This window comes from Planococcus shenhongbingii, from assembly GCF_030413635.1.
GTDB classification, from domain to species: Bacteria; Bacillota; Bacilli; order Bacillales_A; family Planococcaceae; genus Planococcus; species Planococcus shenhongbingii.
This window is the reverse complement of sequence record NZ_CP129235.1, coordinates 1,143,387-1,165,625: the sequence shown is the minus strand read 5'-3', so window position 1 is coordinate 1,165,625 and position 22,239 is coordinate 1,143,387. Positions and strand designations below refer to the sequence as shown.

Sequence of the window (22,239 nt, the reverse complement as noted above, 5' to 3'; positions counted from 1 at the left end):
CTTACACCTCCTCGATCTGCTGGCGGAGGAATTGTTCACTATACCAACCTTTTGTTTTCAGCAAATCTTCATGTGTTCCTTCTTCGATGACTTTGCCGTCATCCAGTACTACAATCCAATCGGCGTGCTGAACTGCTGACAGCCGATGAGTCGTAATAATTGTTGTTTTTCCAGAACGCTCTGCCTGGATGTTCTCGATGATCTTCGCTTCTGTTTTCGCATCCACTGCAGAAAGAGAATCATCCAGAATAAGAATTTCCGGATTTTTGATCAATGCCCGCGCAATGGATATCCGCTGTTTTTGGCCACCGGATAAAGCAACGCCTTTTTCTCCCACCAAAGTCTCTAAACCATTCGGCAGCATCTCTAAATCTTTTTCGAAATGCGAAAGCCGGATCGCTTCTTGGATATCTTCTTCGCTGGCATCCGATTTTCCAAATAAAATATTGGCCCGGATTGTACGGGAAAACAGCACATGGTCCTGCGGTACATAGCCAATCCAACTGCGCAGCTGATCTTTTGTAAAATCGCTCAATTCAACGCCATTCATCATGACAGACCCTTCGCCGATTGGATATTCTCTCAATAATTGCTTCACAAAAGTTGTTTTGCCACTGCCTGTCTTTCCAACAATGCCCAGTGTTTGGCCGCTGTTCATCGAGAGATTGATGCCTTGCAGATTGATGGAGCTCGATTGTGGATAAGTGAAACTGAAATCTCGGAAGCCGATATGGCTTGGTTTATCGATGAATTCCGGGTTTGACGGATCTTTTACATCTTCCTGATAATCAAGTGTTTCGTTCACTCGGTCCACTGACGCATTGCCCCGCTGCAGAATGTTAATCATTTCACCGATAGCAAACATCGGCCAGACAATCATTCCGAGATAAACGTTAAAGGCAACCAAATCGCCCAATGACATGGTGCCTTCCGCTACGAGGACGGCACCGTAACCCAAGCCGATCATATAGCTGATGGTTGTCAGCACTTTTGTGACCGGCATAAATAAAGCGTCAATGCGCTCAACTGCCATGTTTTTTTCGTACACATCATTTGTCATATCCGAGAACTCTTTCTCAGACGCCCGCTCCTGTACGTATGCCCGGATTACCCGGACACCCCCTACGGATTCCAATACGCTATCGTTCATTCCACCGAAAGCATCTTGGGCTGCTGTATAGCGCACATGAATTTTCTTGCCGAGTATTTGAACAACAAGCGCAAGAATCGGCAATGGGATGAGTGCAAAAAACGTCAACTCCCATGACACCAAATAGCCCATAGCGACAATGATTGTCGCCATATACAAGGTAGAGTCGACCAACGTCAAAATCCCAAATCCGGCAGTCTCGGAAATGGCCCGCAGATCATTTGTTGCCCGTGCCATTAAATCACCAGTCCGATTTTTCTCATAAAAGGTTGGCGTCATTTTCAAAAACTGCCCCATCAAGCTTGAGCGGAGCTGGCGTTCAATCACATACGCCCCTCCAAACAGCTGATATTGCCAGACAAAGTTGATCAAATAAGCCAATACCAGCGAGATGACAAGGACAGCGATATATTGCCAAAGTAACTGGCTTGTCAGTTCCTGCTGGGCAATCGAATCGATCGCGATACCGATAAGCCAAGGCGGAACAATTTCAATGACATTCGCTACCATCAATAAGCCGACCGCAATGGTATAGCGAAGCCAATTTTCTTTAAAAAACCATCTTAATTTCCATAACACACTAAACATCAGTTACTCCTTCTTTCTGTTCCGATTTCTGCTAATCGCCTTCCAACGATTCCTTGATCATAATTTTCAGTTGCCGAAGTCGCTTCATTTTCGTTCTCCCCTTTAGTTTTTTATATTTGAACAGCCCAGGGCTGGACAAAACACCTCAAAAGTTTTGCCAATAAAAAAACACGCACCTATTTTCTAGGCGCGTGCGCATGAAAAAAGGACTGGTATTCAGACCAGTCCCATATATTTTCGCTTCCGAAATAAATTCAAAGGCAAAAAAACGGATGGTCTGACAACAATATAGAATTAGGCAACAATGCAATTGCTATTTTTTTCATTGTCAAAAACCTCCTTTTCCTTTGATTTGGTAATTCAAGAGTACCACCGGCATTTTTGGATTGTCAAGATTTTTCGAAATAAATTGAATCTTCATGTCATTTCGATACTTCTAATATTCTTTAGGGCACCATAAAATCATATTCTAAAAGAAGAGAACAAATATTCCTATCATTAAACGCCAAAGGTTTCAATTTCCAGGTCTAGGGTATTTTATTAATAAGAAAACTGAATCGGAGTTGAATAGTATGTACCAAAACATTGCTGTTGCCTATGACGGTTCGGATGGAAGCCGCTTAGCCTTTGATAAAGCGATTGAATTTAAAAAATTGCTTCCTAATGTCAAAATGACCATTATCTATGTCAATGAACAATTCCACGAAAGCATGGGGCTGATGGAATCCGGCGGTGCAGCCGCTCCTCGTGTAGTTTCAGCAAATGTCGACAGCACGTACGCACAGTTTATGCCGCCTGATATGGAAAGCGGCCCTCAGCGCCGCACGAATGATTATGTAGATACATCAATCGAGTTTTCTAAGCATATGCATAATTCCATTCATCAGCAGCTCGATTCAAAAGGTGTAGAGGCGGATGTATTAGCATTAGAAGGAAGCGCCGGTAAAACCATTCCTGCTTTTATCGAAGAACAAAATGTAGATTTATTGATCATTGGAAACAGCGGGAAATCGGGACTGCAAAAGTTTTTTGTAGGATCTGTCAGCCGCAAACTCATTAAAGAATCTTCTTGCTCAGTATTAGTAGTAAAATAACCCCTAGTCTACCCGATGTGCAGTAGATCCTAATATCTGCTAGGGTAGACTATTTTTATGATAAAATATTGTTTTTGTGCTATAAAATGGCACGTTTTTATTAGTTTAGAAGCTTTCGGGGTGGGTATAGAATACTAAGTAGAAAAGCTATTAAAGAGGAAGAAGGGAATCAGCCATGTCTAAACATACCGTATATTTTCTTTCTCCTCACCAGCACCGCGGTCTCATGGCTGAAATTTGGGCTAACCGCCTGGAGCTCGCCGACTGGGATATTAGGAGTGCTGCATGGGGTGGCCAGCCTACTTTTACGGATACTCCCTTTGAGATTATGAAAGAGATTGTATTGGACTTGCCGGAAGTCCAACCACGCCTTTATAACTCAAAAGAAGTAAGCGAAGCGGATTTGATCATTGCTTTGCATGATGGAGAATTTGATGTCGCCGACATCCCCGCTGATTTGCCAGCGCAAAAACTCGTGCGATGGGATATCAAAAACCCCGAACTGCGCACATCTGATAAATCCGAGCAATGGGCACTTTATCAGGAAGTCTGTGATGAAATTGCGATGAACATAAAAAAACTAGAACCTTATTTCCGTTCCGTTTATATGTAAACCCCTTCACTTATAAAAAAGTGAAGGGGTTTTTTCAGGTGTGGAGAATGGCGCGGACCGGACTTCCTTCTGCGCCTTTAATCTTAAGCGGCAATGCCACGAGTTGATATATGCCTTCTGGTACTTCGTTCAGAACAATTCCTTCGAGGATGTAGCGTTCATTGCGGCTCATCGCCATATGCATTGGCAGGTCTTTGCTTGTTTTGGCGTCTACGGAAGGCACATCCACGCCCAAAAGCTTAATCTCCTGCTCTGCCATCCATTCTGCAATCGTTGGATCAAAAAGCGGCCAGGTTTCCGGAAATTCTGTGCGGTCATTCCAGGAATCCGTCTTCAGCAAGATTGCTGTTACTTCAGGTGCCACCTCCGGCAAATCAGTGCGGGTAATTTCGGCTTTGCCTCTTACATCAATCACTTGTGCTGTAGTCAAATAATAGTCAAGCGGCAGTTCGTCAATTTTTATGCCATCATTGTCGTAATGGAATGGAGCATCGACATGCGTCCCGATATGCGTACTGGTGACTACTTTCCCGACGTTGACCGAACCGCTTTGTTCAATCGTTGCTGCTAGTTCATATTGAAATGGGATGTCTCCTGGCCATTCCGGTGTCTGTCCACTAAGTTCCATTGAAATATCGTAAATTTTTCTATTCCTCATCTATGCCACCACATTTCGTTCATTGGTATAGTTCTTGTACAATTCCCAGTCCATGATCATTTTCAGGCGGCTGACCATTTTTTCCACATCTTCAAAAGAAGTGTATAAAGCGATTGGCGCCAGCCGAATGATGTTAGGTGCGCGGAAATCAGGCACAACGCCCGCTTCTTTTAAAGCTTTGCAGATCCGTGCGGCTTCTTCATGGGCCAGTGCGATATGCCCTCCTCGTTCTTCATCTTTATCCGGTGTCACATCTTTCAATTCTGGAATCTGTTCGGCTACCAATTCCCGCAATAACCGGGTCAACTGCAGCGACTTTTTACGGATGGCCCCAATGCCGGCTTCTTCGAATATCTCGATGCTGCCAAGCAGCGGTGCCATACTGAAGATATTCGGAGTTCCCATTTGGTAAGCCCCTGCCCCTTCCGCTTTTGTAAATGAATGATCCATATCGAATTGCTTCGTTTTGTCTGATCCGAACCAACCAGCCATTCCTGGCAGCAAATGGTGGTGGCGCTCGTGGAGGTACAATCCGCCTGTGCCGCCTGGACCGGAATTCATATACTTGTAATGGCACCAGACAGCAAAATCCACTCCATCTTTATGCAAGTCATGTGGAAGCGCACCGATTGAATGGGCCAAATCAAAACCGACGAGAACGCCTTTTTGATGCGCAGCTTGTGTGATTTCCCGAATCGACAGCAATTGCCCGCTTCGGTACAAAACGGATGGCAGCAATAAAACAGCTACATCTTCCGTTAATTGTTTTACTATGTCCTCCAGAGACAACTTATAGCCATCCCGGCTCTGAATTTTTCTCATGGACTTTTCAGGCTCTAGGGCACGCAGGCGGAGATGGCTTTCCACCGCATATATATCCGATGGGAAATTCAACTCATCCACTACAACGACGGAACGGTTTTCCGTTGGCTGGAAAACCGTCGAAAGCATTTGATGGATATTCGAAGTGATGGATCCGGTGACCATCACTTCATGCGGCAATGCCCCGACGAGAGGGGCAATCCGTTCACTCAACTCTTCTGCCAGCGTAAACCACGGGTGGCTGCCTTCTGTCCAGCCGTCGATGCCATGGCTTCTCCAGCTGCCTGCCAATTCCAACAGCTTGGTTTCCGCTCTTTTCGACATCAGCCCAAGTGAATTTCCGTCCATGTAAATCTGGTTTTCCCCTTGATAAAACTCCTCTTTAAAACGATCAAGCGAGTCTTCCCGTTCTCGTTTATCTGCGTTTGCCATCCTACATCCCCCTTATTATAGAAATGCGTATGCCCCCGCCCCTAGAATTGCAGTAATCAATACGACAATCCAAGGTGCCAGTTTAAAATAGACTAACATTGTGAAGGCGATAATCGCAATCCCAAAGTCAACCGGCCCACGGATTCCAGAAGTGAAAACCGGGTCATACAAAGCTGCAAGCAAAATGCCGACAACACCCGCATTAACTCCTTTTAAGGCAGCTTGGACTCCAGACTTGGTGCGGATGACGCTCCAAAACGGCAATGTGCCGATTACCAATAAAAATGACGGCAAAAACATGGCAACTACAGCTAGCAAGACCCCAAAGCCGCCGCCCATCACTTGTCCCAGATAACCGGACAATGTGAACAACGGACCAGGGACGGCTTGAGCAGCCCCATAACCGGAAATAAAGAGATCCGCTGACATCCACCCCGGCACTACTTCCCGCTCAAGCATCGGCAATACCACATGCCCCCCGCCAAAAACAATTGATCCGACGCGGTAGAAAATATCAAATATGGCATAATAGCTTGATTCAATGACCGGGCGAAGCAACGGCAAGCCCATCAGCAGCCCCGCAAAAATCGCCCATGCTGCCAGTCCGGTCTTTTTGCCGAAAGTCAAAGCCAGCTTTACTGCTTCCGGCGCTTCTATGCCTCTGTAAAGAAAATAACCGATAATACCAGTCAACACAATGACTCCAATTTGTGCCCAAGCAGTCGGCATCATCAAAATCGCCACCGCAGAACCAACCGCAATGGCAATCCTCGGTTTATCAGGAGCGAGTGATTTGCCCATTCCCATTAACGCATGTGCCACAACCGCCACCGCTACTATTTTCAAGCCTTGGATCCAGCCGCTGTCGAACGATCCGTTCATCATAAGCATCGCGAATAATACCAATAGGATTACAGACGGCATTGTAAAACCAAACCATGATAAGAATCCCCCGAATATCCCCCCTCTTAGCATGCCGACTGATATTCCTACTTGCGAACTCGCAGGACCCGGAAGGAATTGGCACAATGCCACTAAATCGGCGTATGCCTTATCGTCCAGCCACTTCCTCTTTACTACATATTCATCCCTGAAATAACCTAGATGTGCAGTGGGCCCCCCGAAAGAGGTCAGTCCTAATTTCGTCGATGCTTTTAAAATTTCTATGTATTTTTGTTTGGTCATATGCCTCTCCTTTGAAGTTCTATTTCCTTAAGCATAACCGAATGCTTATATGCATAACTATTACGAGTTTGTAAATTTGTTTTCACTATAACTTCTTTTAAATCCGCTTTAATTGTCTTCTCCGTTGAAATCCACTGCACCAAGAAACCAATATGTGTTTTCTGCTTTACATTGCTGCCATTTAAAGATGGATTAAGCCCAAAAGTTTTGATACAATAAAAGTGCAAAAATTTCAGAGCAGAACAGCAACTTTTTTCTGCAAAAATTATGGATGTTCAAAAACCTTTATTTGGAAGCATAAATGGGAAAATAATGATAAATGAAGAAATTTCATGAAACGGCTCTCATTCGAGGGTCGTTTCCCTTTGTTTAGAAGACTTGGAGGCGGGAAACATTATGGAGCTCTATACAAATTTGCGCAAAGGAGAAAAAGGTGCCTGGATCAGCATCGGGGCTTATGTTTTTCTAAGCGCTATAAAGCTCTCATTCGGCTTCGCCGGATCTTCAGAAGCATTAAAAGCAGATGGATTAAACAACTTGACCGACATTATTGCTTCAGTAGCCGTTTTGGTGGGCTTACGGATTTCGCAGAAGCCACCGGATGAAAATCATCATTACGGCCATTTGCGGGCAGAAACCATCGCATCTTTGCTCGCTTCGTTTATTATGGCGGTTATTGGGCTGCAAGTGCTCTTCGGGGCCATCCGCAACTTTTTCGATCCGGCTGAAGCTGCTCCATCGCTGTATACAGCAGTTATCGCTTTTTTCAGTGCTTTGGTCATGTATGTGGTGTACCGCTATAACCTGAAGCTTAGCCGGCAAATCAAAAGTTCTGCTGTCAGAGCTGCGGCTTATGACAACCGTTCCGATGCGCTTGTCAGTATCGGTGCGGGCATTGGAATCGTTGGAGCCGTTTTTGGCGCTCCGATACTTGATATCATCACTGCATTTATCGTCGGTTTAATCATTCTCAAAACAGCTTTGGATATTTTTAAAGAATCTGTTTTGACCTTAACAGATGGCTTTAATGAAGATGAAGTAGAAACGATGTCGGTGTTGGTCAGAAAAGTGCCGGGAGTCAGCATTTTGCGGGACTTCAAAGGCCGCAATCACGGCAATGTGATGTTCATCGATTTAACTATTGCTGTAAACCCTTCGTTGAATGTAATAGAAAGCCATTGGATAACAGAAGAAATTGAGAGGAAAATTCAAAAAGTGAAACCGAATTGCGTCATACTCGTACATATAGAACCGGATTACGACAATCCAGAATGGTCCGAATGAGGAGATATGGCTTATGTATGACTTTGCCGATCAAAAAAGAATTGTCTACATCGCGTTCGCTATTATTTTATTGATTTCTTCGGCAGTGGCACCCGTTGCTGTTTTCTATCCAGTGAAAGTAATCTTTATCACTCCTGCTGCAACAGCAGTCGGAACTTCTTTTGTCTCGCTAATTACTGGAGGACTTGGCCTTGCCTTGATTGCCGCAGGTTTTTTCGCACTGGCACTGCTTGAAAACCGCATGAAGAGGTATTTGGCTGCGGGCCTTTTGTTTGCAGTAGGTATATTAGGGGTTTTGCTGTCGCTCAGTGATTATTATTATGTGACTCCGGATGGATTTACTTATAACGGCCCTTTCTCTATTTCTTCGCAAAGTTATCAATGGGAGGATTTCGAGAAAATCGAAGAACGGATTGGAACTCAAGACAATACCCGCTCGGTACAATCCATCGCTTTGTATTTTAAAAATGGCGATATTATTGAAATGTCATCAGGCAAGATTTATGAAATGAGTGGCACACTGATCAGCAACATTAAAGAGGCTGGCGGAAGCCACGAACGGATTAATTTAGAAGAATAGAAGCAACAAAAAAGACTCCTTTTCAGGAGTCTTTTTCTTATCTATCGTGCTGCTGGTCTCGTGTTGTCGTGTTTTTCAGTGAAGACACTGCGGTCGAGGTATTTGTGGAAGAACCATTCCCCGCCGCCGATTACCAGAGCGGAAATGATTGCTGGCGTAATAATTTCTATATTATTGCCAACAAGTGCATCTGCCATCAGCCAAATAACCAAAAACGCAACCACAATATCCGATACGGTAGCAATTGCATTTCGTTTAGTTTGATCTGAGCGATTTCCGGCTTTACGGAAAATCATTAAATCGCCCATCACATATGCGACTAATGTCAACACTAGACTAATCCATAACGTATCAGCAAAAGGCACATTAAACATCAAAGTAAGAATAATTAGTAAGACTGCTGCAATCATGACGAACTTCATAACCAATGCTTTCACGTGATTCATTTTTCTTTCCTCCTTTACTTATTGTTACTAATTTTTTCCCCGTTCATTAATTTTTTAATCATTTTCCCTAAAAAAACATTGACTTTTCAAACTTTTTTCTGCTTAGCCATTAGCTTTTAAGGTTACAGAATGCTGACCTGTAATTCTCGCTAGTTCATTGACTTTCTTTTGAAGAAAATCACGGTCTAAGGTTTTCAATTCCCCATCATCTATAGCTTCCAACAGATAAAGCTGGATTTTCCAGATGGTATCATATCTTAAAGCTGGAGCCAGCGCCGCTGTAACAATCAAAGCATCTGTCATGGAAGAATGGACAGAAACATCTTTTTTACTGTGATAGGATATTTGATAGAAAGTCTTATAAAGAATATCGCTGTAGGATTCAAACTGGTAAAGGAGCCGGTTGTTGCCTGCTTCATCGGTCAATACCAGACCATCTGTCTTCAAATGGCTCATATTCCCCAGCAAATGCCCGAGGCGGATCAAGATATCTTTTGCGGTATTCGGGTCTTGCCGCCCTGGAGAAGTAGCTCGTATAGCTACTTCAACAATTTTTTGGATCGCATAGCCAAGATCCTGTTCCGCTGTCCTTTCATCTCCAATCGTTATATATTGATTTAAAGGGAGCTCTTTTTTCTTATCGGAATAAAGATAAAAAAGCGGTTTTCCTTCGTAGACATAATCACCTATTTTTATGGCCACTTCAATTGCACAGTCATTTTCTCTTGCCAGTTCGACCAGACTTGAAAGGTCGATAAATTGAACATATCCGGCCCTTGCGGCAGAAACCGTTTCTTTCGGTTCCCGGGGTGCCCAGTTTTCCAGCGATACGTATTTCTTTTCATAAAGCCTTATATACTGTGCAATAACTTGTTTTGCATCAGCCGTCAATTTATTGATTAACGTGCTGACTTGTACATTTGAAGCTACAAAATGGATGTAATAAGCAAAAGTGGCGATGCAGAAAAAGACGATGAGGATTCCAGCAGTTGTCGAGAGAACTTCATGATCAAATACATCTTCCTGCAAGTATAGCAAAGACAGCATATTAAAGATAAACCCACCAACAAAAATACCCAGCACATGCCGCGTTGTCGCGCTCCGTATGAAATTTTCCGGTGCACGGGGAGAAAATTGGGAAGTGTACATGGTTAACACGACAAGAACAGTTGAAAACGTGAATGTGGTCATCGTCAGCATCGCAGCTGTTAAAATCCCGAGTATCGTTTGTCCTTCTGCCACTTTTGTTAAGAAAATAGAGGGAATATGATCAATGAACCGTTCTACCAAATACAAATCCGTATAAAAAGCTGCCAGCGACAATAGGATTGCGACGATGCTGTAAACTGCCGGCGTAATCCAGATTCTCTCTTTCAATGTATATGAAATGGGTTTCAACTTAATCCCCTCCTTTCTTTTTCGATTAGCATCTTTTTCCCCCTATTACCTTTCAACAAACAAGGCAAAACAAAAAGCCGGGATGGCCAGCCCGGCTTTCATTTATTCAACTAGTAGCGGAATCTCTTTAACGCCACGGACAATCATTCCTGGCCGCCATACAAGTTCACTTTCATCGATTGCCAGTTTCAATTTCGGAAAACGCTTAAGTAAACTGGAAATGGCAATCTCACCTTCCAGCCTTGCAAGAGGTGCCCCAAGGCAAAAATGGATGCCCATGCCAAAAGCAAGGTGCGGGCTTTTTTCCCGCTGAATGTCATAAAGTTGAGGGTCCTTGAACTTTTCAGGGTCATGGTTAGCAGCATTCAGCGAAACCACCACTAAATCTCCTCTTTGAATCCGTTTGCCTCTAAACTCCATATCTTCGTTTGCCCAACGGGAAGTGCTAAACTCAACCGGTCCATTAAAGCGAAGCGATTCTTCGATTGCTTGGGAAACCAATTCCGGTTGTTCTCTCAGCTTCTTCTGCTGCTCTGGAAATGCCAATAATGCCAGCACCGTATTGCCGATCAAATTTACTGTTGTCTCATGGCCAGCAATAATGAGCAGCGTAACAATTCCATATAATTCCTTTTCTGTCAGACGATCTCCTTCTTCTTCAGCAATGATCAACTGGCTGATCAAGTCATCGCCCGGATGTTCATGCACTTTCGCAAACCATTGCCCTAAATATTGAATAAACTGATTCATATGTTCATAAACAGTGACGCCAATTTCACCGCTCGTTCCTTCAATCAATGAATTTGACCAAAGACGGAATTTGTCTTGGTCTTCTACCGGAACTCCTAAAATCTCACAAATGACACTGATGGGCAGCGGAAAAGCAAATTCGTCGATTAAGTCGATTTGCTGTTTCTTTTCCATTTCATCCAGTAATCCATCGGTGATTTCCTGAATACGATTCCGCATCCCTGAAATCATTTTTGGAGTAAACGCTTGTTGAGCAAGACCGCGCAAGCGTTTATGGTCTGGCGGATCGGAAAACAGCATATTCTGTGTAAAAACTGACAATTGATCCATCGATCCACCGAATAATTTCGACATATCTTTCGTAAACCGCTGATCTTTCAAGATGGCAACTGCATCTTCATAATCAGTCACCAGCCAGCCGAGCTGACCATCCGGAAACCGCACACGATGCACTGGATCTTCTTTTCGAAGCTTCTCATATATTGGATATGGGTTTTGGATAAAACCTTCCGTAAATAATCCTGCTTCACCTGAATTGTGCATATTCATCGTTTCCCCTCCTTTTTCATACATATACCCGTACTTCCAACTTTCTGTCTCGTTCTATATGCTTAAATTTCCATTTTTAGAAACAAAAAAGGAGTTGTCCCAAAAGTAATTTGGGACAACTCCTTTGCGACAAAGCTAGCGCAGCGATGCAGAGACAGAAACAGGAGCAATAGTATTAACTTACGCTTTATTAGAAGCAAGGGGCCGTCCCCTTTACACTGCAGCCGTTTCCGCTGCAAATAACTTCCTTGCATTATCCGTAAACATTTTATTGATCTGGCTTTCCGTTACTCCGCCTTTTTTAAGTTCTGGCACCACATTTTCAAATAGATGTGTCGGATGCCAATTCGCGACTGCCGGCTGTACAGGCTCAGGAATTACCGGCGGGCGGCCAAGCCAAGTACTGATTGAATCATGCGAAAGCATGATGCGGTCTTCAAATCCTGCATCCAGCAGCTCTAGTAAAGTGCTGATCCGCTGATGGTCTAACGGTGCTCCAACTATCCCTTGCAGCCCAAAACGGTCGAATGAGATGTATACACCCGTTTCGAGTGTTCTTTTATGATAAGCAGCATCCGTATTGCCGCACATATGGCCAATGACGATTCCTGCCGGATCTGCACCAAGTTCAAGCAGAAACTGCGCCTGTTCGGGTCCCATAGTCCCTTCTTGAGTATGGGTCAACAACGTAATGCCGGTTTCTTGTTGAGCTCGTGCAGCAGCTCTGAAAAACATTTTTTCATAATCCGTGATAACATCTCTGCTGGAAGCCAGTTTAATAATTCCCGGTTTGATACTCGTCCCGCCGATGCCCTCTTTTATTTCCGCCAAGAACATTTCATTAATTTCCTGCTCAGCACTGCCAAGGGATGCACGGAATTTAAAATATGGAGTTGCACCTTCCCCTTCGTAATAATAGCCGGTGGCGCAAATGATTTGCAGTCCGCTTTGCCGGGATATCTCTTCTAATATTTCCGGGTCGCGTCCACATTCATTCGGAGTAGGATCGACGACAGTCTGTACACCATGAGCCATCATTTTCTTAGCAGCTTCAACGCCAGTCGCTATCGCCTTTTCCCGATTGAATGGCCCCAGCGTAATGTCTCCTTGGAATCCTGGATAACCAAAAATGAAATGTTCATGGATTAATGTTTTCCCCATAGCTTCCGGAACAATCGTCCCTGTCACAGTTTCCACTCTTTTTGTCACCTGCAAAACCTCCTCAGCATTTGCTGTCCTTCTTGCAATTGGAAAACACGATATTTTGCTGCTGGTTTTGTTATCTTGCTTTCACGGGTGTTATACCGTCTTTTGCTTCTTCAGGCTCCTTATACTTTTTTAACTCCAGACTGGCAATTTGGTTGCGGTGAACTTCGTCCGGCCCATCCGCCAGCCGAAGTGTCCGTGCGTTCGCCCATTGCGCCGCCAATGTAAAGTCTTCGCTTACTCCTGCTGCCCCGAATGCCTGAATGGCCCGGTCAATTACACGGAGCGCCATATTTGGAGCTGTCACTTTAATCATCGCTATTTCCGCTTTTGCTTCTTTATTGCCAACTGTATCCATCATATAAGCGGCTTTTAGCGTCAACAAACGGGCTTGTTCAATTTCAATTCTTGAATCAGCAATCCATTCGCGCACCACGCCTTGGCTTGCGAGCGGCTTGCCAAAAGGCTGCCGGCTTTGCACACGTCTGCACATTTCCTCGAGCGCGCGTTCTGCTGCGCCAATCAGCCGCATGCAATGATGGATGCGGCCTGGCCCTAAGCGCCCCTGGGCGATGGCAAATCCTTTTCCTTCCGCCCAGATCATATTGGCTGCCGGCACCCGCACATTGTCAAACGTGATTTCCGCATGGCCATGCGGCGCATGATCGTAGCCGAAAACAGACAATAGCCGTTCAATTTTTACGCCCGGTGCATCGAGTGGCACCAAGATCATGGACTGCTGTTCATATTTTGGTCCATCGGGATTGGTTTTCCCCATTACGATGGAAATTTTGCAGCGCGGGTCCCCTGCTCCTGACGACCACCACTTGCGGCCATTAACGACATATTCATCGCCGTCCCTGACAATTGAAGCTTCAATATTCGTCGCATCACTTGAAGCTGCGTCCGGTTCAGTCATGGAAAAACACGAGCGGATTTCTCCTGCAAGAAGCGGTTTCAGCCATTTTTCTTTTTGTTCTTCCGTGCCGTAACGGACCAGCACTTCCATATTGCCGGTATCCGGCGCGTTGCAATTAAAGACTTCCGGACCGATCAGCGACCTTCCCATTATTTCGCATAACGGTGCATACTCCTGATTGGACAACCCTGCCCCGTACTTGCTTTCCGGCAGGAACAAATTCCATAAGCCCGCTTCTTTCGCTTTTTGTTTTAATTCTTCCATAATTGGCGGAACTTGGGCCCAGCGGCTATGCTGCGCATTCAATTGCTCTTCAAAAATCTTTTCACTCGGATAGACATGCTCCTCCATGAATAAAATCAATTTTTCTTGGAGTTTAACTGTTTTCTCTGAATATGAAAAATCCATTTTAACTTTCCACCTCTCTGTTGCTAACCATCTGGTATGTTCAGAATATTAACTTAATGGTAGCGCTTCCAATTTGTAAAAGCAAGAGCGTTTCATCCAGACTTTTCATTTCTATCCTTTTTATTCATAAATAAAAGAAGCCACATTGCTGTGGCTTCTTTATCGGTATTACGGTGCATCTCCATCTTGTTTCTTTTCATTGCTGTCATCTTCCAATTCTTCATCTGAGTCTTTACCGCTATCGTCATCTTGATCGTTTTCATCACGTGCCGGGTCTTCAACTTCAATATTATCGTCGTCTCCGTCTCCATCCCCACAAGCACTGAGCATGCTAATAGAAAGAGCGGCAGCTGCGCCTAATTTAAGCCATTTAGCTTCAACCATGCAATTTCCTCCTTTCAAAGGTTGTCAATTTGTCCTTTTTCTTTTATTCCCTTTTCGGCAATGAAAATAACAAAAATCCTGAATCATTGGATAAATTTATATTTTCAATCAAAAAACCTTGACCCTTGTATCCGGTTGCAGTATCTTTAAGTTAACTTGAAGAAAGAGGTGAGGCATTATGGCTATTTTATTTTTGAATACGCAAATCCAATCCATAATGTCCCGCTCTGTGTATCGCTGACGATACGCTTCTTCCATTATGCCTGGGACCATGGATTGCGATTTGCGCGCATCCATGGTTTTTTATTATGCATAACAGGAGGAACTAACATTGAATTTAATTGAACAATTTGGCTGGAATAATTCATGGCAAGAAAAAATCGGCGCTGCTGGTATACCGGGGCGCGTTACATTAGAACATAAAAATATTTATCGGGTAGTTACGAATAATGGAGAATGGCTAAGCACCCTTTCCGGAAAATACCGTCATCAGCACTTGCACAGCGAATTTCCTGCGGTCGGCGATTGGGTCATGGTGGAACAGATGCCTGGTGAGGAAAAAGGAATCATTCATCAAGTCCTTCCCCGCTTTTCCCAGTTTTCACGAAAAGCGGCTGGTGATACATCGAATATCCAATTGATTGCAGTCAATGTCGACTATGTTTTTTTGGTGATGTCCTTGAACCATGACTTTAACGTCCGCCGCTTGGAACGATATTTACTGGCCGCTTGGGATTCAGGATCAAATCCCATCATCGTGCTGACTAAAAAAGATCAATGTGCCGACTTGGAACCTTATTTGCGGGACGTGGAATCGGTGGCTTTCGGAGTTCCGGTCCATGCGGTGTCCAATGTAACCGGCGAAGGAATTGAAAACCTGCAAAATCTCCTTGCGCCAAATAAAACCGGCGCATTGCTCGGTTCATCCGGTGTTGGAAAATCATCACTGATCAATGCTTTGTCCGGCAGTGAATTGATGGCTGTCCAGGACATCCGTGAAGACGACAGCAAAGGCCGGCACACTACAACACACCGTGAGCTGGTCCGGCTGCCTGGTGGAGGTCTATTGATCGATACACCGGGAATGCGTGAATTCCAGCTCGGTGATTACGAAGAAGGCGTTGAAAGCGGTTTTTCGGATGTCGAACAATTGGCAGATGAGTGCCGGTTCCGTGATTGCCAGCATGGCAACGAACCCGGATGCCGCGTGCAGGAAGCCTTGTTGACAGGTGAATTGCAGCACGATCGTTTTAGAAGCTATGTCAAGCTGAAACGGGAACTGGCGCATATGGAACGAAAAAGCGATGCAGCTGCCCAAAAAGCGGAACGCAATAAATGGAAACAAATTACGAAAGACAACAGAAAGCGTCCCGTCAAAAAACGTTAATGGAAACGTTGCTACATGAGGGGTATTTCCCTGCATCTAGTGAAAGCAATAAAAGAAGCAGACACGATACGGTCTTCCGTACGGGTCTGCTTCTTTTATTTGGGCGCTTCGGTCAAACCATGCTTGACCGCATAAAGAGCCGCCTGCGTCCGGTCTTGGACTTCAAGTTTAGTGAAAATATTGGATATATGCGTCTTGACCGTCTTTTCAGTTACATACAAAGCTGATGCAATTTCCCGATTGCTTTTGCCTTTTGTCAATTCCGCCAACACATCTTTTTCCCGCGGCGTCAATAAATTGACGGTATGCGGCGCAGCTTCGGCTGGCCCTTTCATCAGCTCTGAAGTCGCTTTCGGGTGCAGGATATTTTCTCCCCGCATCAAACTGCGCAGCGATGCCACCAGTTCATCCGGTTCAATATCTTTTAGCTGATAACCTGCAGCTCCTGCTTCGATGGCTGGCACTACATGATCTCGGTCAGAAAAGCTTGTCAGCATCAATACAATAATATGGGGATAACGTTCTTTAATTTCCCGGGTGGCTTCGATGCCGTCCATTTCCGGCATTACCAGATCCATCAGCACAATATCCGGCTGCAATTGCCCAGCCATGGCCACTGCTTCTTTTCCATTTACCGCTTCACCGACAACTTCGATGTCTTTTTGCGTCTTCAGAAAAAATAACAATCCGCGCCTAACTACATGGTGATCATCAGCAATCAGTACTTTCACCTTGCTACTCACTCCTTATTTAATACGGAATCCGAACGAGAATTTCTGTCCCTTTTCCTATTTTGCTTGACCAGTCGACTGTGCCGCCTTCAGCACTTGCACGGTCACGCATGCTTTGAATGCCGATTGATGGGATATACAGCCGCTCGTCAATCAAAAATCCACGGCCTTCATCTTTTATGACCAGCAAAACATCTGAAGAAGTTATAGACATATACAGTTGAACGTTGTTAACGCCTGCATGTTTCCTGATATTATTCAATGCTTCCTGCGAAATCCGGAATAGCGTCTCCTCTGTCCGGGAAGGCAGCTGGATGACCCCCGTCACTTTCAGCTCCATAGACAACCCAAGCATTTCAGCATACCCTTTAATCGCTTCAAGCAATCCGCTTTCCAGGCCTTTCGGACGCAATTGCCAAATAAGAGCCCGCATTTCATTCAACGCTTCCTGTGTCAAATGTTGGATGTCTCGGAAAGTGTCCTGAATTTCCGGGTCTTCAGACATTTCAATGCCGCCTCTGGCCGTCAGCGTGACAGAAAACAGCAGCTGGTTTACCGAATCATGCAGATCACGCGCCAACCGATTGCGTTCTTTTACAAGAGCCAACTCTTGCTCTTGTCTCGTTAAACCGATTCGCTTTATCGCTGAACCAATTTGGAAAGCCACTGACTCCAGAAGTGCCAATTCATCTTTTGAAAAGCCGATTCTTTCAGAAGCAGCGATATTGAGAAGCCCAAACTTTTCAGTTCCCGACTGCAGCGGCACCGTCGCATGGTGGGTGATGCCCCCGGAATCTCCCGAATTCGACACGATGGAATTTTCTATGCGTTGGCAAGCAATAATATTTGAAGCTTTTTCAAGCTCCCCGTCGCGAAAACGTTTGACGCACCAGCAGCCGCCTTTTTGCAGATGCCGGCAGCCGTTGTCTTTTAAAGCCGGAGGCAAATTTGCCTCCGCCACTAATCGATGCTTGCCTTGTCCATCGATGAAGAAAATCCACGCAGTCTCAAAATTGGAACCGTTCAACAGCTTCCAAACAGCCCCTTCAAGCATGCGGTCCATGTCGGTTTCCTCATTCAACAGTTCTGCAATTTCCTTTAATAATGTCACATTGGAATGATCATCCAACAACATTTTCCTCACCCCATCACCGTTAGTTCTACCATACACGTTTTCCGATGGCCTTTGCCTCGTACTTTTGAATGAAAAAGCTCCCTTCATGAGGGAGCTTTCCTGTTATCCTGCTTTACTCCTTACTGAGTGAAGCATCTCATTACCTGCTATTCACTTCATCAAGAAACGATTCTTTAATGAGCTCCAATTTTTCGTCGCTTTCCTGCTCCGTATCGGCAAAGACACCGAAATAATATTTCACTTTCGGTTCGGTGCCGCTCGGACGCAGGCAAACCCAGGAACCGTCTTTCAAGAAATACTTGATGACGTTCGCTTGCGGCAGTTCGATTTTTTCATCCGTGTTCAAATCCACGAAAATGCGGTTTTGTGTTTCATAATCTTCTATAGAAACTACTGGAATTCCAGCAATGGCCTGAAGCGGTTTTTCACGCATGCCTGCCAGCAAGTTCTGGATCTCCCGCGCGCCTTCTACGCCTTTTTTCGTTACCGAAACAAGCGATTCACGGTACCAGCCAAAACGGCCATATAACTCGATCAGCACATCATGCAGGCTTTGGCCTTGTGTTTTGTAATAAGCAGCAGCTTCTACAAGCAATAAGACGGCCTGTACGGCATCTTTGTCACGGGCAAAATCACGGATCAGGTAGCCATAACTTTCCTCATAGCCGAATAAAAATTCAAATTCTTTCGTGCTGTCATTTTCTTTCAGCTTTTCTCCGATAAATTTAAAACCAGTCAATACATCGACACAGTCGACGCCATAGGAATCGGCAATGACGCGGCCAAACTCCGAAGTGACAATGGTTTTAAAGATGCGGCCGTTTTCCGGCAACGTAGCTTTTTTCTGTTTTTGCCGCAGTACGTATTCAATCAGAATGGCTCCTGTTTGATTGCCCGACAGCAATTCGTAATGGCTGCCGCTCCAGACTGCGATTCCAACACGGTCCCCGTCCGGATCCACTGCTATCAATAAATCCGCTCCGTTATCTTTGCCGTAAACTTGCGCCATCTCAAAAGCCGATGCTTCTTCAGGGTTCGGTGATTTAACAGTCGGAAATTCACCGTCCGGTTCCATCTGTTCTTTTACATAGGTGATACCGTCATAGCCTGCAGCTTCAAGCAGCCGTTTAACAGTGGCTCCTGACGCTCCGTGAAGCGGAGTGAAAACCGCCGAAATGGGTGAAGCGGAATGTTCCTGGACCGTTAAAGCATTTGTGATATAAGCTTGGTCAAGTTTCTCGTCAATGGTCACAAGAAGGTCTTGCTGATAGGTGTCATTGACAATATTCAGTTCATCTTCCACTTTGCTGACGTATTCAATGACCCGGTCCGCGTCTTCCAAGTTCAGCTGTGCACCGTCTTCGCCATAAACTTTATAGCCATTGTATTCAGGCGGATTGTGGCTTGCTGTGATGACAATGCCCATGAAGGCGTTCAGATACCGGACACTGAATGACAACTGGGGCGTTGTCCGCGGTCCGCTGTATAAATACGTATGGATGCCATTTGCCGCAAATGTGCGGGCTGCTTCCTGCGCAAATTCCGGAGACATCCGGCGGCTGTCATAGGCAATGACCATCCCGCGCGCCATAGCCTGTTCGCCATTTTCTTTAATGTAATTCGCTATTCCTTGAGATGCTTTCCGGACTGTGTAGACATTCATGCGGTTCGTGCCCGGACCAATTTCGCCTCGCATGCCTCCTGTACCAAACACCAAATCTTGATAAAACGCGTCTTCTGCCAATTTTTCATCATCTTTTAGCAGCGTCAAACTCTCTTTTGTCTGTTCATCGAGCTTGTCATGTTCCAACCATCGTTTGATACGTTCCTGCCATGTCATATGCATCCCTCCATACCATATAGTTTACCAAAAATTCCAAAGAAAAACCGCTTCCTTTTTTGGAAGCGGCTTGGCGATCAATCTTTTTTATAATTTATGCTGTAAACGTCATGCCGGCGGTCTTTCAGCTGCTTGACGGTACCATTTTGGCGCTGGCGGCGAAGGATTTCAAGATCGACATCCCCGATCAGCACCATTTCAAGGTTTGCATTGGTTTCTCCAACAATGCCGTCGCGGGCAAATTCAAAATCAGACGGCGCAAAGATGCCGGACTGAGCGTATTGGATATCCATATTTTCCGTTTGCGGCAAGTTGCCGACCGTTCCGGAAATAACAGTATAAATCTGATTTTCCACAGCCCGGGCTTGTGCACAATAACGAACGCGCAAATAGCCTTGGCGGTCTTCTGTACAGAAAGGAGAAAAGATGATATTCGCACCCATATCTGTCGCAATACGCGCAAGTTCCGGGAACTCGATATCATAGCAAATCTGAATAGCGATTTTACCGCAATCCGTATCAAATACACGCACGGAGTCTCCAGCAGAAATTCCCCACCATTTCCGCTCATTCGGTGTGATGTGGATTTTGTATTGTTTATCAATGGAACCATCCCGGCGGAATAAATACGCGATATTGTAAATTTCATCGTTTTCTTCTTTTACAAAATGCGATCCGCCGATGATGTTGATGTTGTAGCGCACCGCAAGGTCCGTAAACAATTCAATATACTGCGGCGTGTATTCCGTCAATTTGCGGACTGCCTGACTAGGTGATGGCTCATTCAGGAATGACATCAATTGCGTTGTAAAAATCTCTGGGAATACCACGAAATCGGAATGTGCATCTGATGCTACATCCACGAAGTATTCTACTTGATTGGCAAGGTCGTCAAATGATTCAATGGCACGCATCAAGTACTGGACCACACAAATTCGCACTGGCAAGCTTGTTTTAAAATGCCGCTTGGAAATTGGTTTATAATCGACGTTGTTCCATTCCATTAATGTCGCGTACTTCCCGGATGCCAAATCATCCTGCAAATAATTCGGATTGATGCGCATCAATTGGAAACCGTTCATCAATTGGAATGTTAAAACTGGATCATAGATTTTATGGCGTGATACTGCATCCACGTATTCCCGCGGTGACATTTCATCCGCATGCTTATGGTAATTCGGAATGCGCCCTCCAAGAATGATGGATTTTAAATTCAATTCACGAGCCAGTTCTTTTCTCGCTTCATAGAGCCGCTGCCCTACTTGCATCCGGCGAAAATCCGGATGCACCATTACTTCAATTCCATACATATTGTAACCATCAGGGTTATGGTTCGTAATATAACCACCGTCAGTCACATCGTCCCATGTATGGCGATCGTCGTATTCATCAAAGTTGATCAATAAGCTTGAACAGGAACCAATGACTTTGCCATCCAATTCTGCTACAAGCTGACCTTGAGGGAAAATGCCTAAATGGCTTCGTAATTGTTCTTCTTTCCATGGGTCCATCCCAGGAAAACACAGACGCTGCATTTCCAGGATGGCATTAATATCAGAATAAGTCATTTCCCGAATGACCATGCTTTTTTCGAAATCGGATAAATCGAATTGTTCTGGCACTGCAGACACTCCTTCACAAAAGTTTCAAACTTTATTATATAGGATAAATGCGGAAGTTAATATTAATTTACTTGTTTGCATATAACAATTATACTTTTAAGGAAGTAAATTTTGAAATGAGGTACCAGCCAATGTCGAAGCGCCAAGAGAATATTTTGCTTTCAATGTGGGGAGTGGCACTTGTTGCTACAATGGGTTCACTGTATTTTTCTGAGATCCGGGGATATGAGCCATGCGAGTTGTGCTGGATTCAGCGGATATTCATGTACCCGCTCGTAATTATTATCGGCGTCGCCTATGTTCAGAAAAATGTTAGAATTGCACTTACCACACTTATATTTTCAGTGATTGGCGGATGCATCTCACTCTACCATTACGGAATCCAAAAACTGGACTTTCTGTCCGACTCTGCTCCGGCATGCGGACGCGTGCCCTGCACAGGCCAGTACATCAATTATTTCGGATTCATCACCATTCCATTTTTAGCCCTGATCGCTTTCATATTGATTGCCGGGATGAGCCTTTACTTATGGAAGTCTTTGAAGGAGGAAAAGTAAAATGAAGAAAATGTTAATCATCGGTGCGGTTGTGGTTCTGATTTTCGGGTTAATCATCTTTTTGACTAACCAATCGAACAATCAAAAACTGGCCGACAATCCATATGATAAAGAAGATTTAAACCAAGCGACAATCGATCAGTTGGATGATGAGAATTACCAGAACATCATTCTGCCTGATGCCTTGGATGAGCAGATTGCAAGCGGCGAGCCGACTACGGTTTACTTCTTCAGCCCGACTTGCTCGCATTGCCAGGCTACTACGCCAGTGTTAATGCCAATCGCTGAAGATATGGGCGTAGACGTCCAGCAGTACAATCTGTTAGAGTATGAGCAAGGCTGGCAGCAATATTTCATCGAAGCAACGCCAACACTCGTACATTATGAAGACGGCAAAGAAGTTGCTCGCTGGGTTGGATCTCAGCCGAAAGAAAACATTGAAGAATTCTTTAACCAAGTAGTTTTAAAATAATAGGCATAAGGGTCATGTGCTGTGCGCAT

21 protein-coding genes are annotated in these 22,239 nt (G+C 44.8%); 7 read left to right on the top strand and 14 right to left on the bottom strand.

What is annotated here, in order from left to right:
• Position 1 precedes the first annotated feature (1 nt).
• Entirely contained in the window at positions 2 to 1,738 is a 1,737-nt protein-coding gene (locus tag QWY16_RS05760) for an ABC transporter ATP-binding protein (RefSeq protein ID WP_300991980.1), read from the bottom strand.
• A gap of 572 nt (positions 1,739 to 2,310) precedes the next feature.
• Here QWY16_RS05760 and QWY16_RS05755 point away from each other — a divergent pair.
• Both QWY16_RS05755 and QWY16_RS05750 read left to right on the top strand, forming a co-directional pair.
• A complete protein-coding gene (locus tag QWY16_RS05755) occupies positions 2,311 to 2,832 on the top strand; it encodes a universal stress protein (RefSeq protein ID WP_300991979.1) in 522 nt (173 codons plus the stop codon).
• 175 nt (positions 2,833 to 3,007) lie between these two features.
• Positions 3,008 to 3,445, top strand: coding sequence for a low molecular weight phosphatase family protein (locus tag QWY16_RS05750; RefSeq protein ID WP_300991978.1), 438 nt, complete (start codon positions 3,008 to 3,010; stop codon positions 3,443 to 3,445).
• Between the two features lie 34 nt (positions 3,446 to 3,479).
• Here the strand turns inward: QWY16_RS05750 and QWY16_RS05745 are convergent, their stop codons facing one another.
• The 3 genes from QWY16_RS05745 to chrA are packed head-to-tail and all read right to left on the bottom strand — an operon-like array spanning position 3,480 to position 6,542.
• Entirely contained in the window at positions 3,480 to 4,103 is a 624-nt protein-coding gene (locus QWY16_RS05745; RefSeq protein ID WP_300991977.1) for a cyclase family protein, read from the bottom strand.
• Entirely contained in the window at positions 4,104 to 5,357 is a 1,254-nt protein-coding gene (gene kynU / locus QWY16_RS05740) for a kynureninase (protein WP_300991976.1), read from the bottom strand.
• A gap of 15 nt (positions 5,358 to 5,372) precedes the next feature.
• Positions 5,373 to 6,542, bottom strand: a complete 1,170-nt coding sequence (chrA, locus tag QWY16_RS05735) for a chromate efflux transporter (RefSeq protein ID WP_300991974.1) — start codon at positions 6,540 to 6,542, stop codon at positions 5,373 to 5,375.
• A 396-nt stretch (positions 6,543 to 6,938) separates the two neighbouring features.
• On the opposite strand from chrA, the gene QWY16_RS05730 reads away from it, so the two are divergent.
• The gene (locus QWY16_RS05730; RefSeq protein ID WP_300991973.1) at positions 6,939 to 7,826 is read left to right on the top strand and encodes a cation diffusion facilitator family transporter; all 888 of its coding nucleotides are present in this window, start codon (positions 6,939 to 6,941) and stop codon (positions 7,824 to 7,826) included.
• 13 nt (positions 7,827 to 7,839) lie between these two features.
• A complete protein-coding gene (locus QWY16_RS05725) occupies positions 7,840 to 8,406 on the top strand; it encodes a hypothetical protein (protein ID WP_300991972.1) in 567 nt (188 codons plus the stop codon).
• Positions 8,407 to 8,447: 41 nt separating this feature from the next.
• On the opposite strand, the gene QWY16_RS05720 is transcribed toward QWY16_RS05725, so the two are convergent.
• From QWY16_RS05720 to QWY16_RS05695, 6 genes are all read right to left on the bottom strand, one after another.
• Positions 8,448 to 8,852 (bottom strand): YndM family protein, encoded by a 405-nt coding sequence (locus tag QWY16_RS05720; RefSeq protein ID WP_300991971.1) that lies wholly within the window; start codon positions 8,850 to 8,852, stop codon positions 8,448 to 8,450.
• 102 nt (positions 8,853 to 8,954) lie between these two features.
• The gene (locus QWY16_RS05715) at positions 8,955 to 10,250 is read right to left on the bottom strand and encodes a DUF2254 domain-containing protein (RefSeq protein WP_300991970.1); all 1,296 of its coding nucleotides are present in this window, start codon (positions 10,248 to 10,250) and stop codon (positions 8,955 to 8,957) included.
• 102 nt (positions 10,251 to 10,352) lie between these two features.
• A complete protein-coding gene (locus QWY16_RS05710; RefSeq protein ID WP_300991969.1) occupies positions 10,353 to 11,549 on the bottom strand; it encodes a cytochrome P450 family protein in 1,197 nt (398 codons plus the stop codon).
• 213 nt (positions 11,550 to 11,762) lie between these two features.
• Positions 11,763 to 12,758, bottom strand: coding sequence for a phosphotriesterase family protein (locus tag QWY16_RS05705; RefSeq protein WP_300991968.1), 996 nt, complete (start codon positions 12,756 to 12,758; stop codon positions 11,763 to 11,765).
• Positions 12,759 to 12,828: 70 nt separating this feature from the next.
• The gene (locus QWY16_RS05700) at positions 12,829 to 14,082 is read right to left on the bottom strand and encodes an acyl-CoA dehydrogenase (RefSeq protein WP_300991966.1); all 1,254 of its coding nucleotides are present in this window, start codon (positions 14,080 to 14,082) and stop codon (positions 12,829 to 12,831) included.
• Between the two features lie 168 nt (positions 14,083 to 14,250).
• Entirely contained in the window at positions 14,251 to 14,466 is a 216-nt protein-coding gene (locus QWY16_RS05695; RefSeq protein ID WP_300991965.1) for a hypothetical protein, read from the bottom strand.
• 331 nt (positions 14,467 to 14,797) lie between these two features.
• Here QWY16_RS05695 and rsgA point away from each other — a divergent pair, with 331 nt between their 5' ends.
• On the top strand, positions 14,798 to 15,853 hold the full coding sequence (gene rsgA / locus QWY16_RS05690) for a ribosome small subunit-dependent GTPase A (RefSeq protein ID WP_300991964.1): 1,056 nt from the start codon (positions 14,798 to 14,800) through the stop codon (positions 15,851 to 15,853).
• A gap of 95 nt (positions 15,854 to 15,948) precedes the next feature.
• Here rsgA and QWY16_RS05685 read toward each other — a convergent pair whose 3' ends face one another.
• The 4 genes from QWY16_RS05685 to QWY16_RS05670 all read right to left on the bottom strand — a co-directional run bounded on the left by QWY16_RS05685 (position 15,949) and on the right by QWY16_RS05670 (position 21,181).
• The gene (locus QWY16_RS05685; protein WP_300991963.1) at positions 15,949 to 16,584 is read right to left on the bottom strand and encodes a response regulator; all 636 of its coding nucleotides are present in this window, start codon (positions 16,582 to 16,584) and stop codon (positions 15,949 to 15,951) included.
• 19 nt (positions 16,585 to 16,603) lie between these two features.
• Complete coding sequence (locus QWY16_RS05680) at positions 16,604 to 17,719, bottom strand: GAF domain-containing sensor histidine kinase (protein ID WP_300991962.1); 1,116 nt, start codon at positions 17,717 to 17,719, stop codon at positions 16,604 to 16,606.
• 139 nt (positions 17,720 to 17,858) lie between these two features.
• Positions 17,859 to 19,559: a phospho-sugar mutase gene (locus QWY16_RS05675; RefSeq protein ID WP_300991960.1), complete on the bottom strand. Its 1,701-nt coding sequence runs from the start codon at positions 19,557 to 19,559 to the stop codon at positions 17,859 to 17,861.
• Positions 19,560 to 19,636: 77 nt separating this feature from the next.
• The gene (locus QWY16_RS05670; protein WP_300991959.1) at positions 19,637 to 21,181 is read right to left on the bottom strand and encodes a carbon-nitrogen hydrolase family protein; all 1,545 of its coding nucleotides are present in this window, start codon (positions 21,179 to 21,181) and stop codon (positions 19,637 to 19,639) included.
• Between the two features lie 131 nt (positions 21,182 to 21,312).
• Between QWY16_RS05670 and QWY16_RS05665 the strand changes: the two genes are divergently transcribed.
• On the top strand, positions 21,313 to 21,738 hold the full coding sequence (locus QWY16_RS05665; RefSeq protein WP_300991958.1) for a disulfide formation protein C: 426 nt from the start codon (positions 21,313 to 21,315) through the stop codon (positions 21,736 to 21,738).
• A gap of 1 nt (position 21,739) precedes the next feature.
• Positions 21,740 to 22,210, top strand: a complete 471-nt coding sequence (locus QWY16_RS05660; RefSeq protein WP_300991956.1) for a thioredoxin family protein — start codon at positions 21,740 to 21,742, stop codon at positions 22,208 to 22,210.
• Positions 22,211 to 22,239 lie beyond the last annotated feature (29 nt).